23 protein-coding genes and 3 pseudogenes are annotated in these 22532 nt (G+C 65.5%); 18 read left to right on the forward strand and 8 right to left on the reverse strand.

Annotated elements, in window-relative coordinates; genetic code table 11:
• Positions 1 to 14: 14 nt before the first annotated feature.
• The 3 genes and pseudogenes from GRB96_RS03590 to GRB96_RS03595 all read right to left on the reverse strand — a co-directional run bounded on the left by GRB96_RS03590 (position 15) and on the right by GRB96_RS03595 (position 3226).
• Complete coding sequence (locus GRB96_RS03590) at positions 15 to 209, reverse strand: hypothetical protein (protein ID WP_161430585.1); 195 nt, start codon at positions 207 to 209, stop codon at positions 15 to 17.
• Between the two features lie 187 nt (positions 210 to 396).
• Positions 397 to 695, reverse strand: a pseudogene (locus GRB96_RS15640) (IS256 family transposase); the annotation flags it as partial.
• Positions 696 to 904: 209 nt separating this feature from the next.
• Positions 905 to 3226 carry a GmrSD restriction endonuclease domain-containing protein gene (locus GRB96_RS03595; protein WP_161430587.1) on the reverse strand — a complete coding sequence of 774 codons (2322 nt, stop codon included), beginning with the start codon at positions 3224 to 3226 and terminating at the stop codon, positions 905 to 907.
• A 386-nt stretch (positions 3227 to 3612) separates the two neighbouring features.
• On the opposite strand from GRB96_RS03595, the pseudogene GRB96_RS03600 reads away from it, so the two are divergent.
• From GRB96_RS03600 to GRB96_RS03620, 6 genes and pseudogenes are all read left to right on the forward strand, one after another.
• Positions 3613 to 3750 (forward strand): annotated as a pseudogene (locus GRB96_RS03600) (IS3 family transposase); the annotation flags it as partial.
• Between the two features lie 135 nt (positions 3751 to 3885).
• Positions 3886 to 4350, forward strand: a complete 465-nt coding sequence (locus GRB96_RS03605; protein WP_161430591.1) for a hypothetical protein — start codon at positions 3886 to 3888, stop codon at positions 4348 to 4350.
• A 113-nt stretch (positions 4351 to 4463) separates the two neighbouring features.
• Entirely contained in the window at positions 4464 to 5111 is a 648-nt protein-coding gene (locus GRB96_RS03610) for a HEPN domain-containing protein (RefSeq protein WP_161430593.1), read from the forward strand.
• A gap of 746 nt (positions 5112 to 5857) precedes the next feature.
• Positions 5858 to 6034 (forward strand): annotated as a pseudogene (locus tag GRB96_RS15825) (hypothetical protein); the annotation flags it as partial.
• Positions 6035 to 6632: 598 nt separating this feature from the next.
• Entirely contained in the window at positions 6633 to 6965 is a 333-nt protein-coding gene (locus GRB96_RS03615) for a type II toxin-antitoxin system RelE/ParE family toxin (RefSeq protein ID WP_161430595.1), read from the forward strand.
• On the forward strand, positions 6962 to 7267 hold the full coding sequence (locus GRB96_RS03620; RefSeq protein ID WP_023006604.1) for an addiction module antidote protein: 306 nt from the start codon (positions 6962 to 6964) through the stop codon (positions 7265 to 7267). Before GRB96_RS03615 ends, GRB96_RS03620 begins: the two co-directional genes overlap by 4 nt.
• Positions 7268 to 7275: 8 nt before the next feature.
• Here the strand turns inward: GRB96_RS03620 and GRB96_RS03625 are convergent, their stop codons facing one another.
• Entirely contained in the window at positions 7276 to 7872 is a 597-nt protein-coding gene (locus GRB96_RS03625) for an exopolysaccharide biosynthesis protein (RefSeq protein WP_161430597.1), read from the reverse strand.
• Positions 7862 to 8017 (reverse strand): hypothetical protein, encoded by a 156-nt coding sequence (locus tag GRB96_RS03630; RefSeq protein ID WP_161430598.1) that lies wholly within the window; start codon positions 8015 to 8017, stop codon positions 7862 to 7864. The genes GRB96_RS03625 and GRB96_RS03630 overlap by 11 nt, the downstream gene beginning before the upstream one ends.
• Positions 8018 to 8223: 206 nt before the next feature.
• On the opposite strand from GRB96_RS03630, the gene rnk reads away from it, so the two are divergent.
• The 3 genes from rnk to GRB96_RS03645 all read left to right on the forward strand — a co-directional run bounded on the left by rnk (position 8224) and on the right by GRB96_RS03645 (position 10594).
• Entirely contained in the window at positions 8224 to 8637 is a 414-nt protein-coding gene (rnk, locus tag GRB96_RS03635) for a nucleoside diphosphate kinase regulator (protein WP_161430600.1), read from the forward strand.
• 10 nt (positions 8638 to 8647) lie between these two features.
• On the forward strand, positions 8648 to 9268 hold the full coding sequence (locus GRB96_RS03640) for a LysE family translocator (RefSeq protein ID WP_161430603.1): 621 nt from the start codon (positions 8648 to 8650) through the stop codon (positions 9266 to 9268).
• A gap of 99 nt (positions 9269 to 9367) precedes the next feature.
• A complete protein-coding gene (locus GRB96_RS03645; protein ID WP_161430605.1) occupies positions 9368 to 10594 on the forward strand; it encodes an EAL domain-containing response regulator in 1227 nt (408 codons plus the stop codon).
• Here GRB96_RS03645 and GRB96_RS03650 read toward each other — a convergent pair.
• Positions 10534 to 12234 carry an acyl-CoA dehydrogenase family protein gene (locus tag GRB96_RS03650; RefSeq protein ID WP_161430607.1) on the reverse strand — a complete coding sequence of 567 codons (1701 nt, stop codon included), beginning with the start codon at positions 12232 to 12234 and terminating at the stop codon, positions 10534 to 10536. The genes GRB96_RS03645 and GRB96_RS03650 overlap by 61 nt on opposite strands.
• Before the next feature lie 114 nt (positions 12235 to 12348).
• Here GRB96_RS03650 and GRB96_RS03655 point away from each other — a divergent pair, with 114 nt between their 5' ends.
• The 5 genes from GRB96_RS03655 to GRB96_RS03675 are packed head-to-tail and all read left to right on the forward strand — an operon-like array spanning position 12349 to position 17379.
• Positions 12349 to 12885 carry an NUDIX hydrolase gene (locus tag GRB96_RS03655; protein ID WP_161430609.1) on the forward strand — a complete coding sequence of 179 codons (537 nt, stop codon included), beginning with the start codon at positions 12349 to 12351 and terminating at the stop codon, positions 12883 to 12885.
• Entirely contained in the window at positions 12882 to 13808 is a 927-nt protein-coding gene (locus tag GRB96_RS03660; protein ID WP_161430611.1) for an AAA family ATPase, read from the forward strand. Before GRB96_RS03655 ends, GRB96_RS03660 begins: the two co-directional genes overlap by 4 nt.
• Positions 13809 to 13810: 2 nt before the next feature.
• Positions 13811 to 14737, forward strand: coding sequence for a DUF58 domain-containing protein (locus GRB96_RS03665; protein WP_161430612.1), 927 nt, complete (start codon positions 13811 to 13813; stop codon positions 14735 to 14737).
• On the forward strand, positions 14734 to 16839 hold the full coding sequence (locus tag GRB96_RS03670; protein ID WP_161430614.1) for a transglutaminase TgpA family protein: 2106 nt from the start codon (positions 14734 to 14736) through the stop codon (positions 16837 to 16839). Before GRB96_RS03665 ends, GRB96_RS03670 begins: the two co-directional genes overlap by 4 nt.
• A 54-nt stretch (positions 16840 to 16893) precedes the next feature.
• Positions 16894 to 17379 (forward strand): glutathione peroxidase, encoded by a 486-nt coding sequence (locus GRB96_RS03675; protein ID WP_161430615.1) that lies wholly within the window; start codon positions 16894 to 16896, stop codon positions 17377 to 17379.
• Between the two features lie 54 nt (positions 17380 to 17433).
• Here the strand turns inward: GRB96_RS03675 and GRB96_RS03680 are convergent, their stop codons facing one another.
• Positions 17434 to 17823 carry a DUF7079 family protein gene (locus GRB96_RS03680; RefSeq protein WP_161430617.1) on the reverse strand — a complete coding sequence of 130 codons (390 nt, stop codon included), beginning with the start codon at positions 17821 to 17823 and terminating at the stop codon, positions 17434 to 17436.
• A 173-nt stretch (positions 17824 to 17996) separates the two neighbouring features.
• Here GRB96_RS03680 and fabV point away from each other — a divergent pair, with 173 nt between their 5' ends.
• The 3 genes from fabV (at position 17997) to GRB96_RS03695 (ending at position 20514) form a co-directional block, all read left to right on the forward strand.
• Positions 17997 to 19205: an enoyl-ACP reductase FabV gene (gene fabV, locus GRB96_RS03685; RefSeq protein ID WP_161430619.1), complete on the forward strand. Its 1209-nt coding sequence runs from the start codon at positions 17997 to 17999 to the stop codon at positions 19203 to 19205.
• 53 nt (positions 19206 to 19258) lie between these two features.
• A complete protein-coding gene (locus GRB96_RS03690; protein ID WP_161430621.1) occupies positions 19259 to 19462 on the forward strand; it encodes a hypothetical protein in 204 nt (67 codons plus the stop codon).
• Positions 19463 to 19557: 95 nt separating this feature from the next.
• Complete coding sequence (locus GRB96_RS03695) at positions 19558 to 20514, forward strand: GlxA family transcriptional regulator (protein ID WP_205743481.1); 957 nt, start codon at positions 19558 to 19560, stop codon at positions 20512 to 20514.
• On the opposite strand, the gene GRB96_RS03700 is transcribed toward GRB96_RS03695, so the two are convergent.
• Positions 20515 to 21132, reverse strand: a complete 618-nt coding sequence (locus GRB96_RS03700) for a class I SAM-dependent methyltransferase (RefSeq protein ID WP_161430623.1) — start codon at positions 21130 to 21132, stop codon at positions 20515 to 20517.
• A 168-nt stretch (positions 21133 to 21300) separates the two neighbouring features.
• Here GRB96_RS03700 and GRB96_RS03705 point away from each other — a divergent pair, with 168 nt between their 5' ends.
• Complete coding sequence (locus GRB96_RS03705) at positions 21301 to 22515, forward strand: aspartate aminotransferase family protein (RefSeq protein WP_161430625.1); 1215 nt, start codon at positions 21301 to 21303, stop codon at positions 22513 to 22515.
• The last annotated feature ends 17 nt before the right edge of the window (positions 22516 to 22532 follow it).

Here is a 22532-nt window from a genome sequence, read left to right on the forward strand (position 1 = left end):
TGATGGGCCGATCATCAGTAACGGGATTGCCACCACTCGGCCATCTCTTCGGAGACCCCGTCTGGCTGGCGGGCCTCGAGTACCATTCGGGTCAGGCTCTGTTGGTCCGGCGTCGGTCGACGTGCCACGCCCGCCGCGTCCTGTAGCTGGCGGATCTGCGGCGTCTCTTCCCAGGGTAGCCGGATGTCCTCCTTACCCGAAGTGGCCATAGGTGGCGGTGTCGTAGTAGGGCTGAAACTGAAGCCCGAGGTTGTTGAGGATGCCGGCAATCGAAAGTTCGAAGGTCGGCAGTCTCGCGCTCGGTGCGCTCCGGCGTCTCATCGGGCACCGTGTCGGTGCCGTGGGTATAACCCCAGCAGTGAGACGGGGCCGGGGCGCCCGATGGCATAGGACAGCTGCAGAGTGGCAAGCTGGGCCACCCCCGCCACCACTACTGCGATCACGCAACTTTAGCACCTGCACGCTGACATCCTCGACCCCGGTCTGAACTGTCCACTCGGGCAGAAAGCCGTTGCGGACCACGGCTTGGCACCCATCATCGAGCCGTTGCTCGGCATACTGTGCCAGGAAGGTGGCAGGTTCAGCCTCGAGGGTCTTGGCGATCACGTCACGGCCCCTTGGCGCAGCAGCTCGTGCAGCGGGTCAGCGACCTGGGGTTTTGGTTGCGAAAGAGCCCGGAGGGCAGAATTGGTCATGGCGTATCCGTTCGTGTTGATTGAGATCTTGGTCGCGATCAGTCAACAGGATATGCCACTCTTCCGACCTCCTCCCGTACACCAGAAATCACCATGGCTCGAATTCATCGGAAACCGACGTCGAGTCTTATTGGTAATTCAGACCGCACTCCTTTGCTGCCAGCGGAGGATAACTCCTATAGCTCATTTGATCACTCGGGATCGTACAGTTAGTCAAGCCATGGCCATACATAGTCCCAGCAAAGCGAGGCAATGTTCTTGCCACGAGCAATGACCATATCGACGCTCCATTCATCTACTGTTCGCAATGGTTCCAGTAGCGATAGACGCGCGCCGTCTTGGAGGATCTTTTCTGTTGTATTAGAGAATCTGATGCCAGCGGCCTTGGCTTCCTCGATACGCTTAGCCTGCTCGGCTACGGAAGTTGCAGTGAGCGCCAAATAGAATTTACGTTTTTTTTGCCAGCTATCGTTACCGATGGCAGAATTTTCTTTCGGCGGCAATAGAACCAGATTGCCGAGTGAGTGCCGAAGTATATTATCCTGATAAAGTCCGGCGATATCCCAGCCCTGCTTAGGGACGTTTTCGGGAGCGATATGTTCAACTGTCGCATAATGGGCGCTGCGCCAAGTTTTAAAATCCAGGAAAGCGTTCATATGTGAACTTGGTCTCACGCCTTCCTTAGTCCATAACCCAGGAGATTCGGTGTCGGGCATCGCCTGATGCGCTGCAGTAAAGATCATAAAGCGAACAAGCTCTCGGGACTGATTGTAGAGTGGATTGGCCGCGGCCTGATCGACCCATCTTTTCTTTTCCAAAGTCTTAATCTTGCGTTCCAAGAGCGCTTTTAGAGCGCTCTTTAAATCGTCAGTCGATAGCAAGCGGTTTGTGTGATCCACACCCGCGCAGAGGCCGAACTTCCAGCTCGATCCGCGGCCAGCGCTCGGTGCCATTATTGCTCGGAAATCGCTATCGATCCCGGCTGTACCACCTGTGGCAGCACGGCGGAGCACGAGAAAAGCAGCGACAGCCTTGAGTGCCTCGATAAATTGGGTTTCACCGCGATGTTTGAGATTAGATGCCCAGTATCGGGAGAGGATAGGAAGCGCGAGACTCGTCTTCATAGCATTAATGAGGGACATGAGAAGCTGCACTTCATCGACGGTTTCGCTACCATGGAATCGTGCAAGCTCCTCGATGCCGTCAGGTTCCCAATAGAACCTGCGAAATTTTGCGGAGTCGGCAATAGCTTGTACAAAAAGGCGCGCAGGTTCTATGCCATTTTTCGCAGCGCCGTCATAACTTTGCCGGAGGAAATTTCGCTGTGCTGCAAGGTCCTTTGAGAGCTTCTTGCCTTCGAGATAGAGCGCGAATGTCACAATCAGATCTTTGGTCTCTGCCTGCTTCTTGGACGTGTCTGAAAAACGTTGATCAAGGTTCTCATCAATCGTTTCAAATGCGATTTCTGACTGCGAGCCCGCATACCCGCTCTTTTTGTTCTCACAATTTATGACTCGGGGTTTTAGGGTTTCAAGCGCGGTTAGTGGTTCTCCAGTCGTATTAAGGGCATCAAAGATGTCGAACGCCGCGGATTCGTCTTCGGTTGTGACTCGGGTAAGCACGATGCATCTGCAAAAGTAGGAAGCGAACAGAAGCGTTCTGACGAGTGCATGGACCTCCTGGCATTTTGCCAAATCCTCTATAGCCCGATTCCGGTCACCTTCATCCTTCATGTAGTCGGAAAGTCGTTGAAAAAGATTTCTGCATTGCGTGCGCCTCACCCATGCAATCTCAAATTGCTCACATTCCGTATCTTCGTACCAATCCGCATCATTTAAATTCCCTATAAGTTCGCGAACAAGCTGGTAGTTATCTGCCAGCTTTACGGCATCGGTACCAGTTCCAAGTGCGGGTGGCACATATTCGATTGTATCGCTATCAAAATAATCAGCGAAACCTTCTAGAAATCGGCCTATAGGAGATCTGTAATCCGAGTTCGCTTTGCTTCGACCACGTGTATCGCCTCTTCGAACGATGCGGGGGAACGGAAAAGCCTCTTTAGGCGAAACCCTTTGCGACCCAATAGCGCACTCATAAAGTTCATACAGCTTCTCCTCAACTTCCTCATTGAGCCACTTTTTGACATTGGCATCGATAGACGAGAAAGATTCTATTGCAGCTAGTTCGCGACGCAAAGCCTCGCTGAGAGCGCAAGCAAAAAGGGTGAGCGTTGTCAGGCGCTGCTGCCCGTCGACTACGGCGACGGAAACGCCAGAGAATTCTTCTTCTTTCGTTTCTTCTTCGACAAGAATTAATGTGCCAAGGAAAGTGAAAGCATTGGCATCGGCGCTATCGGAAAGGCGACGAAAACCGTTCAGCGTGTCATAGAAGAGCCTTGTGATATTGTCTTCCGACCAATCATATTGGCGCTGATATTCCGGTATTGTGAATCCGACTCGTCCGTCATAAAGCATGGAAGTTTCAAGCGGGCTTGATGCGCGTGCTTTAAAAAGATCCTCAACTTTTTTCATGTATCCTCTCATCTCTATCTTGTTCTATATCATGTGCTTTAGAATTTGTCCGAAAGCTGGTTGCACTCAGCGTAAGTCATTTTAATCGAATTAATTGCTCGTTTGTATCCCGTAAACCTCATCTTCTCGCCGAATTTTGTCCTGCCTGGCCTCTGCTAGACGACTTTAAGACAAAGCCTAGATAAACCCCTTAATACTGGAGAAAATATCGCATGCGCTTATGAACGTCTCTGTTTTAGCGACTAAGCCCCCTCCCCATATAGACAATTTTATACTTAATAAGCATTTTAACATAGATCGATTCCGTATCGAACCCTTCAGGCAGTCTGATCTTATCATTAGCGATGAACATCCCTTTAACGCAGTACACTGCGACGAGGTGTCCCATGGCGAAGCAAGCCACCCTGATGAAGAAGGCCCGTGCCCGCTACTCCGATGCCTACCGCCAAGAGGCTCTGGCCCTTGCTGATCGCGTCGGTGTCAAAGCCGCCGTCCGAGATCTAGGCCTTCAGCCCAGCCAGCTTTCCCAGGTTCGCCCGTACTGACACAGATGGTGACCACCCGGTTGACCGAGCAGCTGCGTAATCGGGTCAAGGAAAGGCACACCGTGAGTGGGGTCGCAGGCTCACCGGGACCTGGACACTCTTCAGAGCCGCGTCATGGAGGTGCTGACTGATAAGCAGGCCCAGTTGGAAGAGAAGCTTGGCTGCCTGCCCGATAGCCGGGTGGGGAGCTACCTGGGCTGGCGACTCGAGGATGACCACGCCTTCTGCGGCGAGTGCCAGCAGCGGCTGAGTCTTCTTGGTGCTTCGGCTCGGCCGTATCCGGAGCAGCGGTTGGCCGACACCCTGCGAGTGATGGCCATGTGCGGTGTCCATCCGGCGATCTATCAGGCGGAACTGCACGCCGTAAACGACAGGCTCAAGGCACGTCCTGGCATTACCGAGTGGTTGGACAAGCAGCGGCTTGGGGAGGCCGCTACCAAAGGGCGAGGTCTTGCCGAAGGAGCATGGCAGTCTGCCAGAGACCTGGCTGAGGAGCACGACCTGCGTGGAAAGGTGCAGGGGATTGCGGTTGGATTGTCGGAGCGCCAGCGCAGCGGGAGAAAGTCGCGGGACGAGTAGGTGGCAGTGATGAAGCATCTGGCATGAACGCCGCTACTTACCTGCTACGGCAAGTGCGCCCTTCATGCACCATACTCCCATGACATCCACGATCTCAGGGAGGAGAGCCGATGTTGACCCATGCCCAGCTCAAGGCTCGCCAGCGGACTGAACGCCACGCCCACGCCGAGGGCATTGCACTACGCATCCACCGGGCGCTGAGCTGGCTGGCTCGCGCCGAGCTTTGCGACGACGAGGATGGCCGCTTCATCTTCCTGTGGATCGCCTTCAATGCCGCCTACGCCAACGACCTGGGCGACATGCGCATCGCCGAAAGCCGTCTGCTAGGAGAGTTCCTGCAGCGGCTGAGTCGACTTGATGATCAGGATCGCCTTTCCGAGATGGCCTGGCGTCGCTATCCATCCGCCATCCGCTTACTGCTCAACAACCGCTACGTCTACCAGCCCTACTGGGATCACCAGAATGGCCTGAGCGGAAGCGACGACTGGGAAGAGCGCTTCGCCGCAGCCAGGCGTGCGGCGAATATCGCCTTGGCGAACCATGATACTGGCACCGTGTTGAGTATCGTCTTCCAGCGGCTCTATACACTGCGCAACCAGTTGATTCATGGCGGAGCAACCTGGGACAGCTCTGTGAACCGCGAGCAGCTGCGTGATGCCAATGGGATTCTGGGTGATGTGGTGCCGGCCATCATCGAGATCATGCTGGACAATGTGGGCGAGCATTGGGGCGATGCTTGCTATCCGGTACGCTCAGAGTGAGACACGACCGCTCCAGGAGGTCTTATGCGAGCAAGTGCCTGGCGGGGAGGATCCCGCGACAACCCGATCTATGGCATTCGGGTTGGCCGTCCAAACCGCGACGCCTACTTCATGCGCAGCTGGACCAGCATTGAAGTGGAGATGGGTGGTCAGTGGGAGACATTCACATTAACGCCCGGCTTCTGGAATCAGTGCACAGAGTTCCGCGACAGTGGCACGCCCAAGATTAGGCGCTGGCTGGAGTGTCATTTCACCACCGACTGGCCCAAGGGGCACCCACCTCAGTTCGAGCTGGTTCCGGTTGGTGAAGGCAGGTTTCGGCTCGAACCCACTGGCGCGTCGAGGTGACGTAATGGAAGGGTAGCTAGGCAGACACATTCTCGGTGAGAGCGACGAAACTATCAGGAGTGACGAGAGAGCCGCTTAAATCATCGCTGGTCCGCTCATGGACTGCCTCGACTACTTCATGTTCATCGCCAACGATAACACCGCCGGACTGTTCTGCTCGCTTAGAGAAGATGTGAAGTGACCCCCGCAGGCTCGATCCTCGCCCACGGTCGGGGTGCTCCGGGCTTCGACCCTTCGGGCTGGTTGCGCCACCCTGCGCATCCCTGGCGCTCTTCCACCCCGCGCGCCGACGGCTCCGCCTGTTCGTTCCGCACACACATCGCCTCGACGGGGCCGGCTCGTGCCTCGCCCGCCCCTCACCCCGCAGTGCCGGCTGACGCCCGGATGGCCATGAGTCCTACACCTACCTGAAGGAAGTGCTGGAGCGGCTCCTAATTCACAAGCAAAGCCATTTCCATGAACTCTTACCGCAGTACTGGCAAAAACGCCTAACTATGCGCCGGCGGTGTTCGGCGGACGCTAATGTTGGTTGCCGGTTGGTTGCTGATTGCGCAGAATCGGTGTGGTCAGTGTAAGCAGTGGAAATTCTCAACTATTTGATTTTATGAGATAACCGCATGGCAGGCGCGGTCTTCAATATTAACAAAATTGCACTCATAATCCCTGGGCCCTGATGAATAGCTAATGGTCTGGTGGCTAATTGAGACTCACTCTCGTCGGAAGCAGGCCGAGAAGCGCAGTTCTTGTATTGGATATGCCCACGATAAAGAACTTTCGCCTGTGCAGCGGACGGTCATCCGCTGCGGTAGACGGCGCAATGTGGTCGCAGTTTGGTCGCAGATCACAGCGAATCCATGTGGTGTGTGTAATCAGTGCAAATCTGCAACCGGTTGATCTATATACAAATGCCCGTAGCAAGCGCGGCGCTTGTATTATCGAAAAACGGATTCAAAATCCGCCGGGTGCAAGCCCTTGTCGGTTCGAGTCCGACCGCCGGTACCAGCCCCCCTATCATGACGACGGCCGCCTGCCTCCCCCGCAGGCGGCCGTCGGCGTTTTCACCATTACCTCTCGCCTCCACGTTACTCAGGGGGCAGAGGGAGGGCGTCGTCAGCGCCTTCTTGAGGCTGTCTCCTTGCATGCTTTTGTAGTTTTTAAGCTACAATGCGCCCGATGATGGAGCTTACGCATTACCTCACCGCTGACGGCCACGATCCGTTTCAAGCCTGGCTGGATGCCACCAAGGGCAAGGATCGTCAGGCAGCCATGCGCGTGCTGACTCGTCTCAACCGTTTGGCCGCCGGCAATGCCGGCGACACCAAGGCCGTTGGAGATGGAGTGCTGGAGCTTCGAATCGACTACGGCCCTGGCTACCGCGTGTATTACGCCAAGGTGGGCAGACGCCTGGTGATGTTGTTGATCGGTGGCACCAAGAAGCGCCAGCAGGCTGACATCGAGCAGGCGAAGGCGTTTCTGAAAGACCACCGGAGGAGAGCGCGAACATGAAAAGCCACGACACCGCTGTTATCGAGATGCTGCGTGATGACCCTGGCATGGCGGTCGATTACCTGCGCACCGCCTTCGATGAGCTGGACGAGGAGGGGGGAGAGTCTGCCTTTCTGCTGGCGCTGCGACATGTGGTGGAGGCCCAGGGCGGCATGGCTGCCGTGGCTGAGCGTGCCAAGGTCTCACGCGAGAGTCTGTACCGGGCATTGTCACCCAGGGGAAACCCGACCCTGCGCACCATGACCGCCGTCATCAAGGCGACCGGCATTCACTTCCACGACCTGACCCGCGCCGCCTCCTGACCGCCGCGTTACCCCATCACGCTTACCACCACGATGGCCAGGGTGCCCCCGGTCAGCAGGTAGCCCGCCAGGGCGAAGAGGCCGTCGTCGGCGAGCAGCGCCAGGCCGAACAGGGTCAGGGCGAGGCCGGCGCCGTTGGCGCTGAACGGGATGAACTCCATGGGCGGCATGGCCAGTGCGATCACCAGGCAGATCACTGCCACGGCGAAGTGAGCCGGCGGGCGAGTGAGCACCGTCAGGCGTTGATGCAGCAGGCGGTCCGTCCAGGCCGCCGGTCGTTCCAGCCAGGCCAGCACGCGATGGAAGCGCGGTCGTGACACCCGGCGACGCAGCAGCCAGTGCGGCAGCCAGATGCTGCGTCGCCCGGCCAGCAGCTGGCTGCTCGCGAGCAGCACCAGGCTGGCCATCAGCGTCGGCACGCCCGGCACGTCGCCGACCAGCGGTGCCAGGGTCACCAGCCCGGCGAGCAGCAGGAAGGGGGCGAAGCTGCGTCGGCCGACGGCCTCCAGGATGGCGCCGAGGCTGACGCTGGCTTCTCGAGATCCGGCTTGCCTGACCCGCTCCAGCAGGGCGCTCAGGCTGGTGGGCCCCCGCTCAGTGGCCACGTTGGCGACGCGTGACCAGCAGCAGGATCCCCAGCAGTACCAGCACGGGGCCGACGAAGCCCACCGGGCTGGCCGCTTGCCAGCCCACAAAGGGCAGCAGCACGCCGAGGCCGATCATCAACCAGGCGAAGAGTCGAACCGACATGGGGCACTCCATAGCGAAAGGGGCTCCAGTCTAGCCGCTGGTGAAGAGGGCTGCAGCCCGGAGCAGGGCGACAGGACTGTTGAACCGTCGCAGGATGTCGTATGGTGGTGGTTCACAGTCCTTCGCCCGCTTGCGGGTGGAGGGCTGTTTTCGTTGGATACCACGATAAGCGTACAAACAGCGTTTATCAGCGTTCAGGAGGTGCCATGCAGTCCCGTCCCCCGCTCATCATCAACCGGCTCGATGCCGATCGTCTGCAGCGCCTGATCGATGAGGCCAGCGACAAGGATCTCTTCGTGGCAGATGCCCTCGAGCAGGAGCTCGAGCGCGGCGAGGTGGTCGATCCCGAGGAAATTCCCGAGGATGTGGTCAGCATGAACAGCCGCGTCCAGTTCACCGACCTGGCCCGCGGGCGCCAGATGATTCGCACCCTGGTCTACCCTCGCTCGCTGGCCGATGTGGAAGATGCCATCTCGGTGATGGCGCCGGTGGGCGCCGGCCTGATCGGCATGCGGGTCGGCGACACCATCGACTGGCCGCTGCCCGATGGCGGCCAGGTCCACCTGCGCGTGGATGCCATCCTGTGGCAGCCCGAGCGCGAGAAGCAGTACCACCGCTGAGGACACCGACATGCCCCTTTCCCTGTGGCTCTCCCTGGCAGCGGTGTGTGCCATGGGCGCCATGTCGCCGGGCCCCAGCCTGGCCATGGTGCTGCGCCACACCCTGGGTGGCGGGCGTGTCCCGGGTGTCGTGGCGGGGCTCTCCCACGCCCTGGGTGTCGGCTTCTATGCGCTGCTGACCGTGTGGGGGCTGGGGGCGCTGATCGTTCGCCAGCCCATGCTGTTTAACGCCATCTCCTGGGTCGGCGCCGCCTATCTGGCCTGGCTGGGCATCAGGGCGCTGCGTGCCGGGCGTGCCGGCCCGCTGGAGGCGGTGGGAGTGCCCACCACACGGCGTCAGGCGGCCCGCGACGGTGTGCTGGTGGCTCTGGGTAACCCCAAGCTGATCCTGTTCTTCATTGCCCTTCTCAGCCAGTTCGTCACGCCCGGCATGAGCCTGATGGCACAGGTGCTGATCGTGCTCACTGCCATGCTGATCGACGCCGGCTGGTATGTGCTGGTGGCCCTTGGGCTCTCTCACTCCCGGGTACTGCCCTGGCTGCAGGCTCACGCCCACTGGATCAACCGCGCCACCGGGGTGCTGCTGCTGGCGTTGGCGGCACGGGTGATCAGTGGCCCGCTGATCGTCTGACCGGCAGGTGCCAGCGTTGACGAAGGATCGTCGGGGCGTGTGTGAGGGGCCTGGGGGAGTGGTAGGCTCAGTGATGAATTCGCTGCGCAGATCCTGCCGATGAACGAGACGTCACAAGCGTCCCAGGCTCTTGCCCTGGTGCTGGAAGCGGACATGGAGGTGGCCGCGGTGCTCTCCCTGCAGCTGGAGGTACTGGGCCTGGAGAGCCGCTACTATCGCCACTCCGCGCACCTGCTGGATGAGGTGGTCAGGCGTCCCCCGCAGCTGGTGGTCATGGGTCTGGAGGTGGGCAGCGAGGATGGCATCGCGCTGCTGCGCCGCCTGGCGGCGACCGGCTACCGGGGGTGGGTGCTGCTGCTCTCCGGCGTGGAGCGCAAGATAGCGCGCATCGCCGAGCGTGTGGGGCAGACCCTGGGCTTGCATATGCTGGGCTGCCTCGACAAGCCCATGCGCCTGGCCGACCTGCGCCGCTGCCTGGGCAGCCTGCGGGTGGGACGCGAACCGCCCGCCGAGGTGACTGGCGACCCGGTATTCTCCAGTGAGGAGCTTGAGCTGGCGCTACTGCGCCAGGAGCTGACCCTCCACTACCAGCCCCAGTTCGAGCTCTCCTCCGGGCGCCTGAGTGGCGTGGAGGCGCTGGTGCGCTGGGCGCATCCCGAGCTGGGCCTGATTGGTCCCGCGGGCTTCCTGCCCCTGCTCTCACCGGAGCAGGGCAAGCGACTGACGCGCCACGTGCTGGAGATGGCCCTGAGTGATGCGGCGATCTGGCATCGACAGGGCGTCATGCCGTCGCTATCGGTCAACGTGACTCCCGATGACCTGATGTGCCCCGACCTGCTGGCGCTGACCCGGCACCGGCGACCCGGTGACCCGCCGCTGGTGCTGGAGGTGACCGAGACCGCCGCAATGCACGATGACCTGCTGGGCAGCGAGGTGGCGGCACGCCTCTGCCTGGGTGGGCTGGAGGTCTCGGTGGACGACTTCGGCGTCGGCTTCTCGTCGCTGTCGCGGCTGCAGCTGCTGCCGATCAGCGAGCTCAAGGTCGACCGCAGCTTCGTCCGTCACCTGCATGAAGAGTCCCAGGATGCCGCCATCGTCGAGGCGGTGGCACTGTTGGGTCGCAGACTCGGTATCCGAGTGGTGGCCGAGGGGGTCGAGGACCCGGGAGTGCTGGCGCTGCTCGACCGCTTCGGCTGCACCCATGTCCAGGGCTTCGGGCTCGCTCGACCGATGCCAGCCGGGGATATCCTGGAGCTGGGGGCCACTCAGGACGCGATGCGTTTCAGTACCTCCGCCACGGGTGAGCCGCTGGGCAGCACGCCGTAGGCGGGGCCCGCCTCGCTACCCAGCCGTGCCCGGCAGAAGGTCTCGCCGATCGCATTCGGTGCATGGCGCAGCAGCAGCGCTCCCTGCAGGCACTGGGCCAGCCGCTGGGTGAGCCAGCGCGCCCGAGGCTCGAGTTCCTGCGGAGGCGCCTCCAGCAGGTGCTCCAGGCCACCCAGGGCGTCATCCAGTTCCCGGACCTGTCCCCGCGCCGGCGCCAGCTCCTGCCATAGCGCCTCCAGTGCCTCGGGATGGCGGGCCAGTACCCGCAGCACATCCAGGCAGATCACGTTGCCCGAGCCCTCCCAGATCGAGTTGACCGGCGCCTCGCGGTAGAGGCGTGCCAGTGGCGGCTCCTCCACATAGCCGATGCCCCCCAGGCACTCCATGGCCTCGGCCATGAAGCCCGGCCCGCGCTTGTTGTGCCAGTACTTGGCCAGCGCCGGCAGCAGCCGGGCCAGGGCGCGTTCGGCCGCGTCACCGCGGGCCGCGCCGTCGAAGGCGCGTGCCGCGCGCAGCGAGAGGACCACCCCGGCCTCCACCTCCAGCGCCAGGTCGGCGATCACCGCACGCATCAGCGGCTGCTCGGCGAGTGGCCGGCCGAAGGCATGGCGCGCCTGCACGTGGCGCCACGCCTCGCCGAGGGCCTGGCGCATCATGCCCACCGGGGCGCTGGCGGCATCCAGACGCGTCTGCTGCACCATCTCGAGGAGGGTGGCGATGCCACGGTCGGGCGGACCGATGGGCTCGGCCCAGGCGCCGCGGTACTCGATCTCCGCCGAGGCGTTGGCGCGGTTGCCGCACTTCTCCTTGAGTCGCTGCAGTTCGATGGCGTTGCGCTCGCCATCGGGGGTGAAGCGCGGCACCAGGAAACACCCCAGCCCCGCCTCGGTCTGCGCCAGGGTCAGGAAGGCGTCGGACATGGGGGCGCTGCAGAACCACTTGTGGCCGGTCAGTCGCCAGCCGTCGTCGGTCGCCTCCGCCCGCGTCGTGGCGAGGGGGGCGGTTTGCGTGGCGGCGAGTGGGTCGGCTCGCGTGGAATTGCTACGCACATCGCTGCCGCCCTGTTTCTCGGTCATGGCCATGCCGAAGGTGAGCCCCCGCTTGTGCGCCGCCGGCAGTGCCCGCGGGTCATAGTGGCTGGCCAGCAGGCCGGGCGCCCAGTGGGTCTCCACATGGGGGGAGTGACGCAGTACCGGCATCGCGGCGTGGGTCATGGTCACCGGGCAGCAGAAGCCCGGTTCGGCCTGGGTCAGCAGGTAGAGAGCGGCGACATGGGCCTGGTGGCCGCCGTGCCCCTCCTCATGCCAGGCCACGGCGTGCCAGCCGCCCTCCATGGCCAGGCGCATCAGCTGGTGATAGGCAGGGTGGTAGTTCACCTCGTCCAGGCGCCGGCCGTGGCGGTCGAAGAGGCGCAGCTCCGGTGGATGGCGGTTGGCCGCCTCACCCAGCGCCTGGACGCCCTCGCTGCCGGTCTCGCGGCCCAGCGCGGCGAGCCGTTCGGCGACCCACGCCGGGGCCTCCCGGGCCAGGGCCTCGCGCAGCGGAAGGTCCTCGGCGAGCAGGTCGCGGTCGCCGGCCGGGAGCGGCTGGTTGGCCACCTCATGGGTGGCCAGGCGGTGACGGGGTGCATAATCGGGCATGGCGGGTCTCCGCATCGGCGGCCTTGACTGAGCATGGAAGTCGCGACGCCCACGGTCAACGTGACGCCACGTCACCGACTGGTTAGGCTTGGGGCATTTCTCGGGGAGACGCCCATGTTCGAAGATCCGCACTTGCCAACGCCGCATGTCGCCCGCGAGCGTATCCAGCTGGTGGACGCCCGCAATCGCCCCTGTGGCAGCGCCTGGCGGTCCGAGATGCGCCGCTTCCGCTTCTGGCACCGTGCCACCTACGTGGTGGTGGTCAACGCCCGTGGTGAGCTCTGCGTGCAGCGCCGCACCCTGACCAAGGAGGTCTTCCCCGGTGGGCTCGACCTGGCCGCCGGCGGTGTGGTGGGGGCCGGCGAGGCGGTTCACCTGGCGGCCCGCCGCGAGCTCGAGGAGGAGCTGGGCATCCGCGGCGCGACGTTGGTGCCGGCAGGTGGCTTCGTGCATGCCCGGGGCGGCAACCATATCTTCGGCAGCCTCTATCGGGTCGAGCATGACGGGCCGCTGACGCTCCAGGCCGAGGAGGTGGCCGAGGCGTTCTGGCTGCCGCCTGCCGAGGCGCTGGCGCTGGCGGAGGTAACCCCGGACACCCGCCAGGCGGTGGAGGTGCTGCGTGACGCCGGATTGCTGGGGGCGGCGTCATGAATCGGCCGGCCAGCCTCAACGAACTGGACGCCGTGCTGGCGGCCCTCGAGGGAGTGGTGCTGGGCAAGTCCCGGGAGGTGCGCCTGGCGCTCTGCTGCCTGCTGAGCCGTGGCCACCTGCTGATCGAGGACCTGCCGGGGCTGGGCAAGACCACCCTGGCCCAGTCGCTGTCGCGGGTCACCGGCCTGGACATGCAGCGGCTGCAGTTCACCAGCGACCTGCTGCCCGCCGATGTACTGGGTGTCTCGGTGTTCGATCCGCGCGAGGCGCGCTTCACCTTCCATCCCGGGCCGATCTTCCATGGCGTGGTACTGGCCGACGAGATCAACCGCGCCACCCCCAAGACCCAGAGTGCGCTGCTCGAGGCGATGGAGGAGGGGCGGGTGACCGTGGAAGGCGAGACCCGCTCGCTGCCTGACCCCTTCTTCGTCATCGCCACCCAGAACCCCCAGGAGCAGGCCGGTACCTTTGCGCTGCCGGAGTCCCAGCTCGACCGTTTCCTGATGCGCCTCTCGCTGGGTTACCCCGACGCCCGCGCCGAACGCGAGATCCTGCGCGGCCGCGCAGGCCGCGAGCGCCTGGCCGAGCTGCCGGCGCTGCTCGATGCCGAACGGCTGCGCGCCTGGCAGGCGCGGCTGGGCTCCATCCATGTGGCCGAGGCGCTGCTCGACTATGTGCAGGCGCTGGTCACCGCCAGCCGCGAGCACCCGGAGCTTGCCTGGGGACTCTCCACCCGGGGTGCCCTGGCGCTGCTCCAGGCGGCCCGCGGCTGGGCGCTCCTCGAGGGACGCGACCACGTGCTGCCCGAGGACGTCCAGGCGGTGTGGGTACCGGTGGTGGGGCATCGCCTGAGCAGCGGCCGGCGCGAGGAGGGCGAGGCGCTGGCCCGCCACCTGCTGGCCCGCGTGCCGGTGATGGGCTAGCCGTGCTGTCCCGGGCGTCTCGCCAGCGCTGGTGGCGGCGGGCGGCGATCGCGCCCGGTACGCCGCTGCCCCAGCGCCGGCTGTTCCTGCTGCCCACCCGCTTCGGCCTGGGCTGGGCGGTGCTGGTCCTGCTCCTGCTGCTGTTCGGCATCAACTACCAGAACAGCCTCGCCTACGGGCTCTCCTTCTGGCTGTTTGCGGTGGCGGCGGTGGCCCTGCTGCGAACCTGGCGCAACCTGCTCGGCGTGCGTGCCAGCCTGCGCCTGCCCGCCGAGACCTTTGCCGGGGGCGAGGCGCGCCTGGGAGTGATGCTGGATGGCGGGCGTGCACGCCACGCCATCGAGGTCCACGCCCCTGAGGCGTCCGCCTCGGTCTCGCTGCCCGAGGGGCACGGCGAGGCGGACCTGGCCTTGCCGGCCGGCGCGCGCGGCGAGCATCCGCTGCCGCTGTTGCGCCTGGAGAGCGCCTGGCCGCTGGGCCTGGTGCGCGCCGTAGCCTGGCTGGCGAGTGACGAGACGCTGCTGGTCTATCCCCGGCCGCTGGCCGACGAGATTCCCGAGCACCGCCAGGCCGGGGCGGGACTCGAGGCCACCGACTTCGCGGGCCTGCGGCGGGCCGAGCCCGGCGACAGTCCGGCACGACTGGCCTGGAAGCAGTGGAGCCGCACCGGCGTGCTGGCGGCCAAGGCCTTCAGCGTACCGCCTCGCCAGCAGCTGTGGCTGGACTACGATGCCTGTCGCGGTGCCCCGGAGACGCGCCTGTCGATCCTCTGCGCGCGGGTGCTGGCCCACCACCAGGCCGGCGATCGCTACGGGCTGCGCCTGCCGGGCGTGACCCTGGCCCAGGGCGAGGGAGCCGCCCAGCGCCGTCAGGCGCTGACGGCGCTGGCGCGCTTTCGCCCCGCTGGCACGCCGGGAGGTGTGCGTTGAGCCGGCATGTGGCACCGCCGGCGGTACTGGCCGACGGCCGCGCCCTGAGTGCGGCCATGCTGCGTCGGCTGTTCGTCGGCCAGTGCCTGGTGCTGGCCCTGCACCTGGCCTTCATGCCGGCCTGGCTGGCCGGTCTCGCCGCCCTGGTGGCCGGCTACCGCTACCTGCAGCTGCGCCGTCGCCTGCCCCGGGCCGGGGTCGTGCTGCGCCTGGCCGGCGTAGCGGCGCTGACCGGCGGCCTGTGGTTGCACTACGGCACCCTGGGGCGCATGGAGTCGATGATCGGCCTGCTGCTCGGGGTCTACCTGCTCAAGTTGCTCGAGACCCATAACCGCCGCGATGCCCGGGTGGTGGTGCTGATCGGTATGGTCGCCACTACCGTGGCCTTCCTTCACGACCAGGGCATTCCCATGGCCGCCGGGGCCCTGCTGGCGGTGGCCTGGCTGATGCACTCGCTGGTATGGCTGGCCGGCGCCACCAGTGCCCGCCAGGCATGGCGCGAGAGCGCCTGGCTGCTGGGGCTGGCGGCGCCGCTGATGGTGCTGCTGTTCCTGGTCTTCCCGCGGATCGGGCCGTTGTGGAACCTGCCCCAGGCCGAGCGAGCCGCCACCGGGCTGAGCGACGAGATCGCCCCGGGGGACATCGCCGAGCTGTCGCGCAGTGACCGGCGCGCCTTCCGGGTGCGCTTCGAGGGCGCCGAACCGGCCTCCGATGAGCGCTACTGGCGGGTCTATACCCTCTCCGAGTTCGATGGCGAGCGCTGGCGCCGGGTCTCGCCGGAGCGTCTCGCCGCCGGCCTGGGGCGGGAGCTGCGCGACCTGGTGGCCGAGGGGCCCCGCTCGCCCTGGCCGGACGACGCCGAGCCACGCTTCACGGCAGAACTGCTGCTGGAGCCCGACAGCCGCCCCTGGCGCCCCGCGCTGGGGACGCCGCTGGAAAGCGACGAGCGCCTGCGCTGGCTGGCCGATGGCACCGTGGAGGGACTCGTGCCGCTCGCCTCGCGCAGCCTGCTGCGCCTGTCGAGCAGTGGCCTGGCGCCGAGCTGGCCCGAGCCCCTGGGGGAGCGTTGGCACACCCGGCTGCCGGACGATACGAACCCGCGCAGTCGCGCGCTGGCCGAGCGGCTGTGGCGCGAGGCCGAGGGCGAGCCTCGCGCCTTCCTGGCGGCACTCATGGCACGCTTCGGCGAGGCGCCATTCCGCTATACCCTGTCGCCGCCGCGGCTGACCTCCCGCGACCGGGTCGACGAGTTCCTGTTCGAGAGCCGTGCCGGCTACTGCACCCACTACGCCTCGGCCATGGCGGTGCTGGCCCGGTCGGTGGGGCTGCCGGCACGTATCGTTGCCGGCTTCCTGGGCGGCGAGCGCCATCCCGACGGCCACTTCACGGTGCGTGACTACGATGCCCACGCCTGGGTGGAGGTGTGGCTGGACGGTGCCTGGCAGCGCCTCGACCCCACCGCCGCCATCGCCCCGGAGCGCATCGAACAGGGGGCCGAGGCGGTGGAGGACGGTGGCGACGCCTTCCTGGCCGACTCCCCCTTCTCGCCGCTGCGCATGCGCGAGCTGGGGTGGGTCAATCGACTGCGTCTGGACTGGGAGCGTCTGGAGTATCGCTGGCAGCGCGGGGTGATCGGCTATCGCGACGAATCGCGCAGCGCCTTCCTGGTCCGGGTGGTCGAGGAACTGCACGCCTTGTGGGGCGCCCTGCTGGGCCTGCTTCCCGGGCGCGGCCTCCTGGCGTGGCTGGTGGGCCTGGCACTGGCCCTCGGGGCGCTGGGTGGAGTCGCAGCTGGCCTGGGCCTCGCCTGGCGCCGCCATCGGGAGGGACGCGACGAGGCGCTGCGAATCCGCCGGCTGCAGGCCTGGCTTGCGCAGCGCGGTATGCCGCCCCACGACGGCGAGTCGCCGGCCGCCCACCTGCGTCGCCTGGCCGACTCCACCGGTGCCGCCGGACCGGCGCTGCGTGACTGCGCCCACCAGCTCGAGCGGCTGCGCTATGCTCGTCTGGGGCCGGCGGAGCGTCGCACCCGGCGCCGGGTCCTCTCCCGCCGCGTCGCCGAGGTCCGCCGCCGGCTGGCCAGGCAGGGCGTCACGGGGTAGCGCCGCCGCGGGTGGCGTGGCATCGTGAAGGTCATCGACCATCAAGGCCCGCGCATGTCTATCCACGACCATCAATGTCGCACCGCCCAGGGCGAGTCCTTCAACTTCGGCGCGCTGCGTGGCCAGGTGCTGCTTATCGTCAACGTCGCCAGCCGCTGCGGCTTCACCCCCCAGCTGCGCGAACTCGAGCGCCTCTATCGTCGCTACCGCCATCGTGGCTTTATGGTGATCGGCTTTCCCTGCAACCAGTTCGGTCGCCAGTCGCCGGAGTCTGCTCAGGAGTTCTGCGCCCTGAGCGCCCGGGACTACCAGGTCAGTTTTCCGCTGATGGAGAAGGTGAGGGTCAACGGCAGCGACGCCCATCCGCTGTTCGTCGAGCTCAAGCGTGAAGCACCCGGTTTGCTGGGCACCGGCCTGGTCAAGTGGAACTTCACCAAGTTCCTGGTGGGGCGCGATGGCCGGGTAATCCGTCGCTTCTCGCCGCGCGACGGCGAGGACGAACTTCGCATCGCGCTGGAGCTGGCGCTGGATGAGGCTTGAGGGGAGTGGCGTCCGATCAGCTCGTTCCAGCCTGATGTTGCGTGAGTCGGGTCATCATGGGGGTGTCTCGCCGCGCTCCACCATCAGGCGGCCGATCAGTTCGTTCCAGCGATGCCGGGTCATCATCGTGGTCAGCCCCGAGAACAGCGCCCAGCTCTTGCGCCGCCAGCCCTTGAGGCGCAGGTTGTGGGCCACCAGCTGCTTCATCAGCTTGTAGTCGTCGAACGACCGCCATTCGCCGACCATCGACATCTGGTAGCGAGCCAATACCGGCGCCAGCTCGATGCGGAACACCCACTCCAGCTCGTTTACCGTGAGCGTGTGGCGCTCGATGACTTCGAGCATCTGGGCGTAGTCGCGCTCGCCCGGTTCGCGCTCCAGCCACAGCGGCGCCAGCGCCAGCCACAGTTCGCCGCGTTCGTCGACCAGGGTCTGGGCATCCATCGTTCGCTCCCGGGTATCTTCGCTAGGGTAACCGCCGTCAGGCTGGCATCCTGCCCCAGGCGCCGGCCGGGCTCAAGGGCGGACAGCGGCGGACGTGACCGCTAGAATAGCTCGATTACCACTCCATGACAGGGCGGCAGCGTCCGCTCACGATACCAACAGCGAGGTCTGACGTGATCATCAAGCCCAAGGTACGCGGTTTCATCTGCACCACCACCCACCCCGTCGGCTGCGAGAAGAACGTGCTCGAGCAGATCGAGGCGACCCGCGCCCGCGGTCTCGACAAGACGAACGGGCCGAAGAAGGTGCTGGTGATCGGCGCCTCCAGCGGCTACGGCCTGGCGGCGCGCATCACCGCGGCCTTCGGCTACGGCGCCGACACCCTGGGGGTATTCTTCGAGAAGCCGGGGAGCGAGAAGAAGCCCGGCACCGCCGGCTGGTATAATAGTGCCGCCTTCGACCGCTTCGCCAAGCAGGAAGGCCTCTACAGCAAGTCGATCAACGGTGACGCCTTCTCCCACGAGGCTCGCGAGAAGGCCATCGAGCTGATCCAGCAGGACCTGGGCCAGGTCGACCTGGTGGTCTACTCGCTGGCCTCGCCGGTGCGCAAGCTGCCGGACTCCGGCGAGCTCAAGCGTTCCAGCCTCAAGCCGATCGGCGAGACCTACCGTGCCACCGCCATCGATACCAACAAGGACACTATCATCGAGGCCGAGGTGGAGCCCGCCACCGAGCAGGAGATCGAGGATACCCGTGCGGTGATGGGCGGCGAGGACTGGGAGTTGTGGATCGACGCCCTGGACCGCGCCGGCGTGCTGGCGCCTGGCGCCCGCAGCGTGGCCTTCAGCTACATCGGCACCGAGATTACCTGGCCGATCTACTGGCACGGCGCCCTGGGCAAGGCCAAGGAGGACCTGGATCGCGCCGCCGGCGAGATCGACAAGCGCCTCTCGGCCACCGGCGGTGGCGCCAATGTGGCGGTGCTCAAGTCGGTGGTGACCCAGGCCAGTGCGGCCATCCCGGTGATGCCGCTCTACATCGCCATGGTCTACAAGGTGATGAAGGAGAAGGGGCTGCACGAAGGCACCATCGACCAGCTCAACCGCCTGTTCGGCGAGCGGCTGTATCTTGGTGAAGGGCAGGGCGGCGCCGATACCGACGAGTCCGGCCGTCTGCGCCTGGACGACTGGGAGCTGCGTGACGATGTCCAGCAGGCCTGCAAGGAGCTGTGGCCAAGGGTGACCACCGAGAACCTCTTCGAGATCACCGACTATGCTGGGTACAAGCACGAGTTCCTGAAGCTGTTCGGCTTCGAGCGGGATGATGTCGACTACGATGCCGACGTGGATCCCGTGGCGGAATTCGATGTCGTAACCCTGTAAGGGCAGGGCGTCCACTGCGTCCTGCCGGTTTTCCCGCAGACCCGGAGGGCGCCATGGATACCCGCGAGAGCCAGACCCCCGAAGAGGAGCTTCAGCACCTCAAGGAAGTCAGCCAGCCCGAGGACTATGAGCATCCCGAGCCCGACGAGACACAGCCCGAGGCCCGGGAGCCATCCCGTGGCCTGCCTTGGGTTCTGCCGCTTGTTGTCGTGGTAGCGGTTGCCTTGGTGGGCTTCATGCTGCTGACCGGCCTCTAGGGGTGGGGCGATAGCCTTGCCGAAGCGGCCTTGGAGGCTGTCTCGGGCAGAGGCTTTGGCTACAATGGGCGACCCTGTCGTTCCGAGAGCCCCGCATGCCCGACGTAACAACCACCAGCACCGCACCTGTCCGGCGTCGGGTCGGTGTGGTGGTGCTGCCGGGGTTTTCGCTGCTGGCCGAGGCCTGCGCCACCGAGCCGCTGGCGGTGGCCAATCGCCTGGCCGGTACCCCCCTCTATTCGCTGGTCACCTTGGGGCTGGACGGTCGTCCGGTCCCCAGCGGCTCCTCTCAGGTGCTCAACCCCGACCGTGCGATTGCCGATGACGACGCCTTCGACCTGCTGCTGGTGTGCGCACCCTGGGGTGAGCCGCCGAAGGCGGCGCTGGTTGCCTGGCTGCGCCGGCTGGTCGCCCAGGGACGAAGCCTGGCGGGAGTCGGTGGCGGCGCCGAGCTGCTGGCCAACGCGGGCTTGCTCGACGGCTACCGCGCCACGGTGCCCTGGCCGCGCTTCGAGGCGGTGGCCGGCGCCCACCCGGGGATCCGCCTCTCCCGCCAGCTCTTCGAGATCGATCGCGACCGCCTGACCTGCGGTGGTGGCACCGCGGCCATGGACATGATGATGACCCTGATCGCCAGCCATCACGGCAGCGAGCTTGCCGAGCGAGTCTCGGCCCACTTCGTGCTGGAGCGGGTGCGCATGGCCGACGAGCCCCAGCCGGATTCGCCGCTGGCCGGTGCCCCCCAGAGCTTGGTCGATGCCGTGGCACTGATGGAGGCCAACATCGAGGAGCCGCTGACGACCCATGAGTTGGCCGAGCACCTGGGGGTCTCCCGGCGCCAGCTGGAGCGACTTTTCAAGAAGCACCTTCGGGCGGTGCCCAGCCGCTACTACATGGGCCTGCGCCTGCAGCGTGCCCGGCGGCTGCTGCGTGAGAGCGAGCAGCCGGCCGGCGAGATCGCCCTGCTCACCGGCTTCTCTTCGGCGGCACACTTCTCCACCGCCTATCGCAATCACTTCGGCGTGACACCCCGAGAGGAGCGACTCGGCTGATCAGGCTGGCCTGGCCAGCAGTGCCCGGAACAGCGAGCCCATCATCACCGGGGTGTCCTGCTCGATGACGAAGCCGCCGGTTTCGAGCAGCGGACGAGCCTGGCGGGTGATATCGGTAGCGATGGCCGAGGTCAGGGCGTTCAAGGCTCGGCGCCCCATGCCGGCCGGGTGGTCATCGGGCTGGAACTTGTCCATCACGCAGAGCTGGCCCTCGGGGGCGAGCACCCGGTGCGCCTCGGCAAGGCCGCGGGCGGGGTCGGGCATCACCGCCAGGATCAGGTGCATCACCACGACGTCGAAGTGGTCGTCGGGATACGCCAGCTGCTCGGCATCCATCACCTCCGCCTGCACGTCCATGCCAAGCGCTTCGGCGCGGTGTTCCAGGCGCCGCACCATGGCCGGCGACAGGTCGGTGGCGTGCAGCTCGATATCTCTGGGCAAAAAGGGGAGGTCGAGCCCGGTGCCGGCGCCCACCAGAAGCACGCGCATGCCGGGGTGCCAGAGTACCTGGCTGAGGGAGGCGCGCCGCGCGCGCCGGAAGCCCCGCTCGGCCACGGCGTCATAGATCGGTGCGTAGAGGCTGTAGCGGCGGCGATTCCAGCCGGTAGTGTTGAACATGCCTGGCTCCTTGCGGGGGAACGATTCCAGACTAGCGCAGCCGGCCGAAGCGGGGGGGCTTTTTCACAAGTTGCCGTCCCATCGGTGAAAGCGTCATGCCGCTTGCCTCCCTATACTCGAAGGCTGGCGCATCCCGGATGCGCCTTCCCGACTTCACAGGAGGATGTCATGAGCCAGACCCCGACCCGCGCCGACTTCGATCGCTACATGGTGCCGAACTACGCCCCCCAGCAGGTCATTCCGGTGCGCGGCGAGGGCAGCCGCCTGTGGGACCAGCAGGGCCGAGAATATATCGACTTCGCCGGCGGCATCGCCGTCAACGGCCTGGGTCACTGCCACCCGGTGCTGGTCGATGCCCTGAAGGAGCAGGCCGAGCGGGTCTGGCACCTCTCCAACGTCTATACCAACGAACCGGCGCTGGCCCTGGCCCGGGCCCTGGTGGAACGCACCTTCGCCGACAAGGTATTCCTGTGCTCGTCCGGCGGCGAGGCCAACGAGGCGGCGCTCAAGCTGGCGCGGCGCTGGGCCTTCGACCAGGACGGCGAGCACAAGCACCGCATCGTCTCCTTCGGCCAGGCGTTCCATGGGCGTACCTTCTTCACCGTCAGCGTGGGCGGCCAGCCCAAGTACGCCCAGGGCTTCGGTCCGGTGCCCGGTGGCATCGTCCACGGCGAGTACAACAACCTCGACAGCGTGCGCGACCTGATCAACGACGACACCTGTGCGGTGATGGTGGAGCCGATGCAGGGCGAGGGCGGCGTGCTGCCCGGCCAGCGTGAGTTCCTGCAGGGGCTGCGTGACCTGTGCGACGCCCACGACGCCCTGCTGATCTTCGACGAGGTGCAGACCGGCGTGGGCCGCACCGGCTCGCTCTACGCCTACCAGCAGCTCGGCGTGATCCCGGATATCCTGACCAGCGCCAAGGCGCTGGGCGGCGGTTTCCCGGTGGGCGCCATGCTGACCACCGACCGCGTCGCCCCGGCCTTCACCATGGGCACCCACGGCTCCACCTACGGCGGCAACCCGCTGGCCTCGGCGGTGGCCCTGGCGGCGGTGGAGTACATCGACACCCCCGAGGTGCTGGAGGGTGTCCAGCGCCGTCACGACCTCTTCCGCGAGCACCTGGAGGCGATCAATGCCCGCCACGGGGTGTTCAAGGAGATCCGCGGCATGGGCCTGCTGGTCGGCGCCGAGATGAGCGAGGCCTGGCGCGACCGCGCCAAGGACATCCTGCCGCTGGCCATCGAGGAGGGCCTGATGGCGCTGATCGCCGGTCCCAACGTGCTGCGCATGGCGCCCTCGCTGGTGATTCCCGAGGCCGATATCGCCGAAGGCATGGCGCGCCTGGAGCGCGCCGTGGCACGCCTGGTCGCCGCGTCATGAACGGCAGGGGCGACGCC

The organism is Halomonas alimentaria (genome assembly GCF_009902005.1).
Classification (GTDB): domain Bacteria; phylum Pseudomonadota; class Gammaproteobacteria; order Pseudomonadales; family Halomonadaceae; genus Halomonas; species Halomonas alimentaria.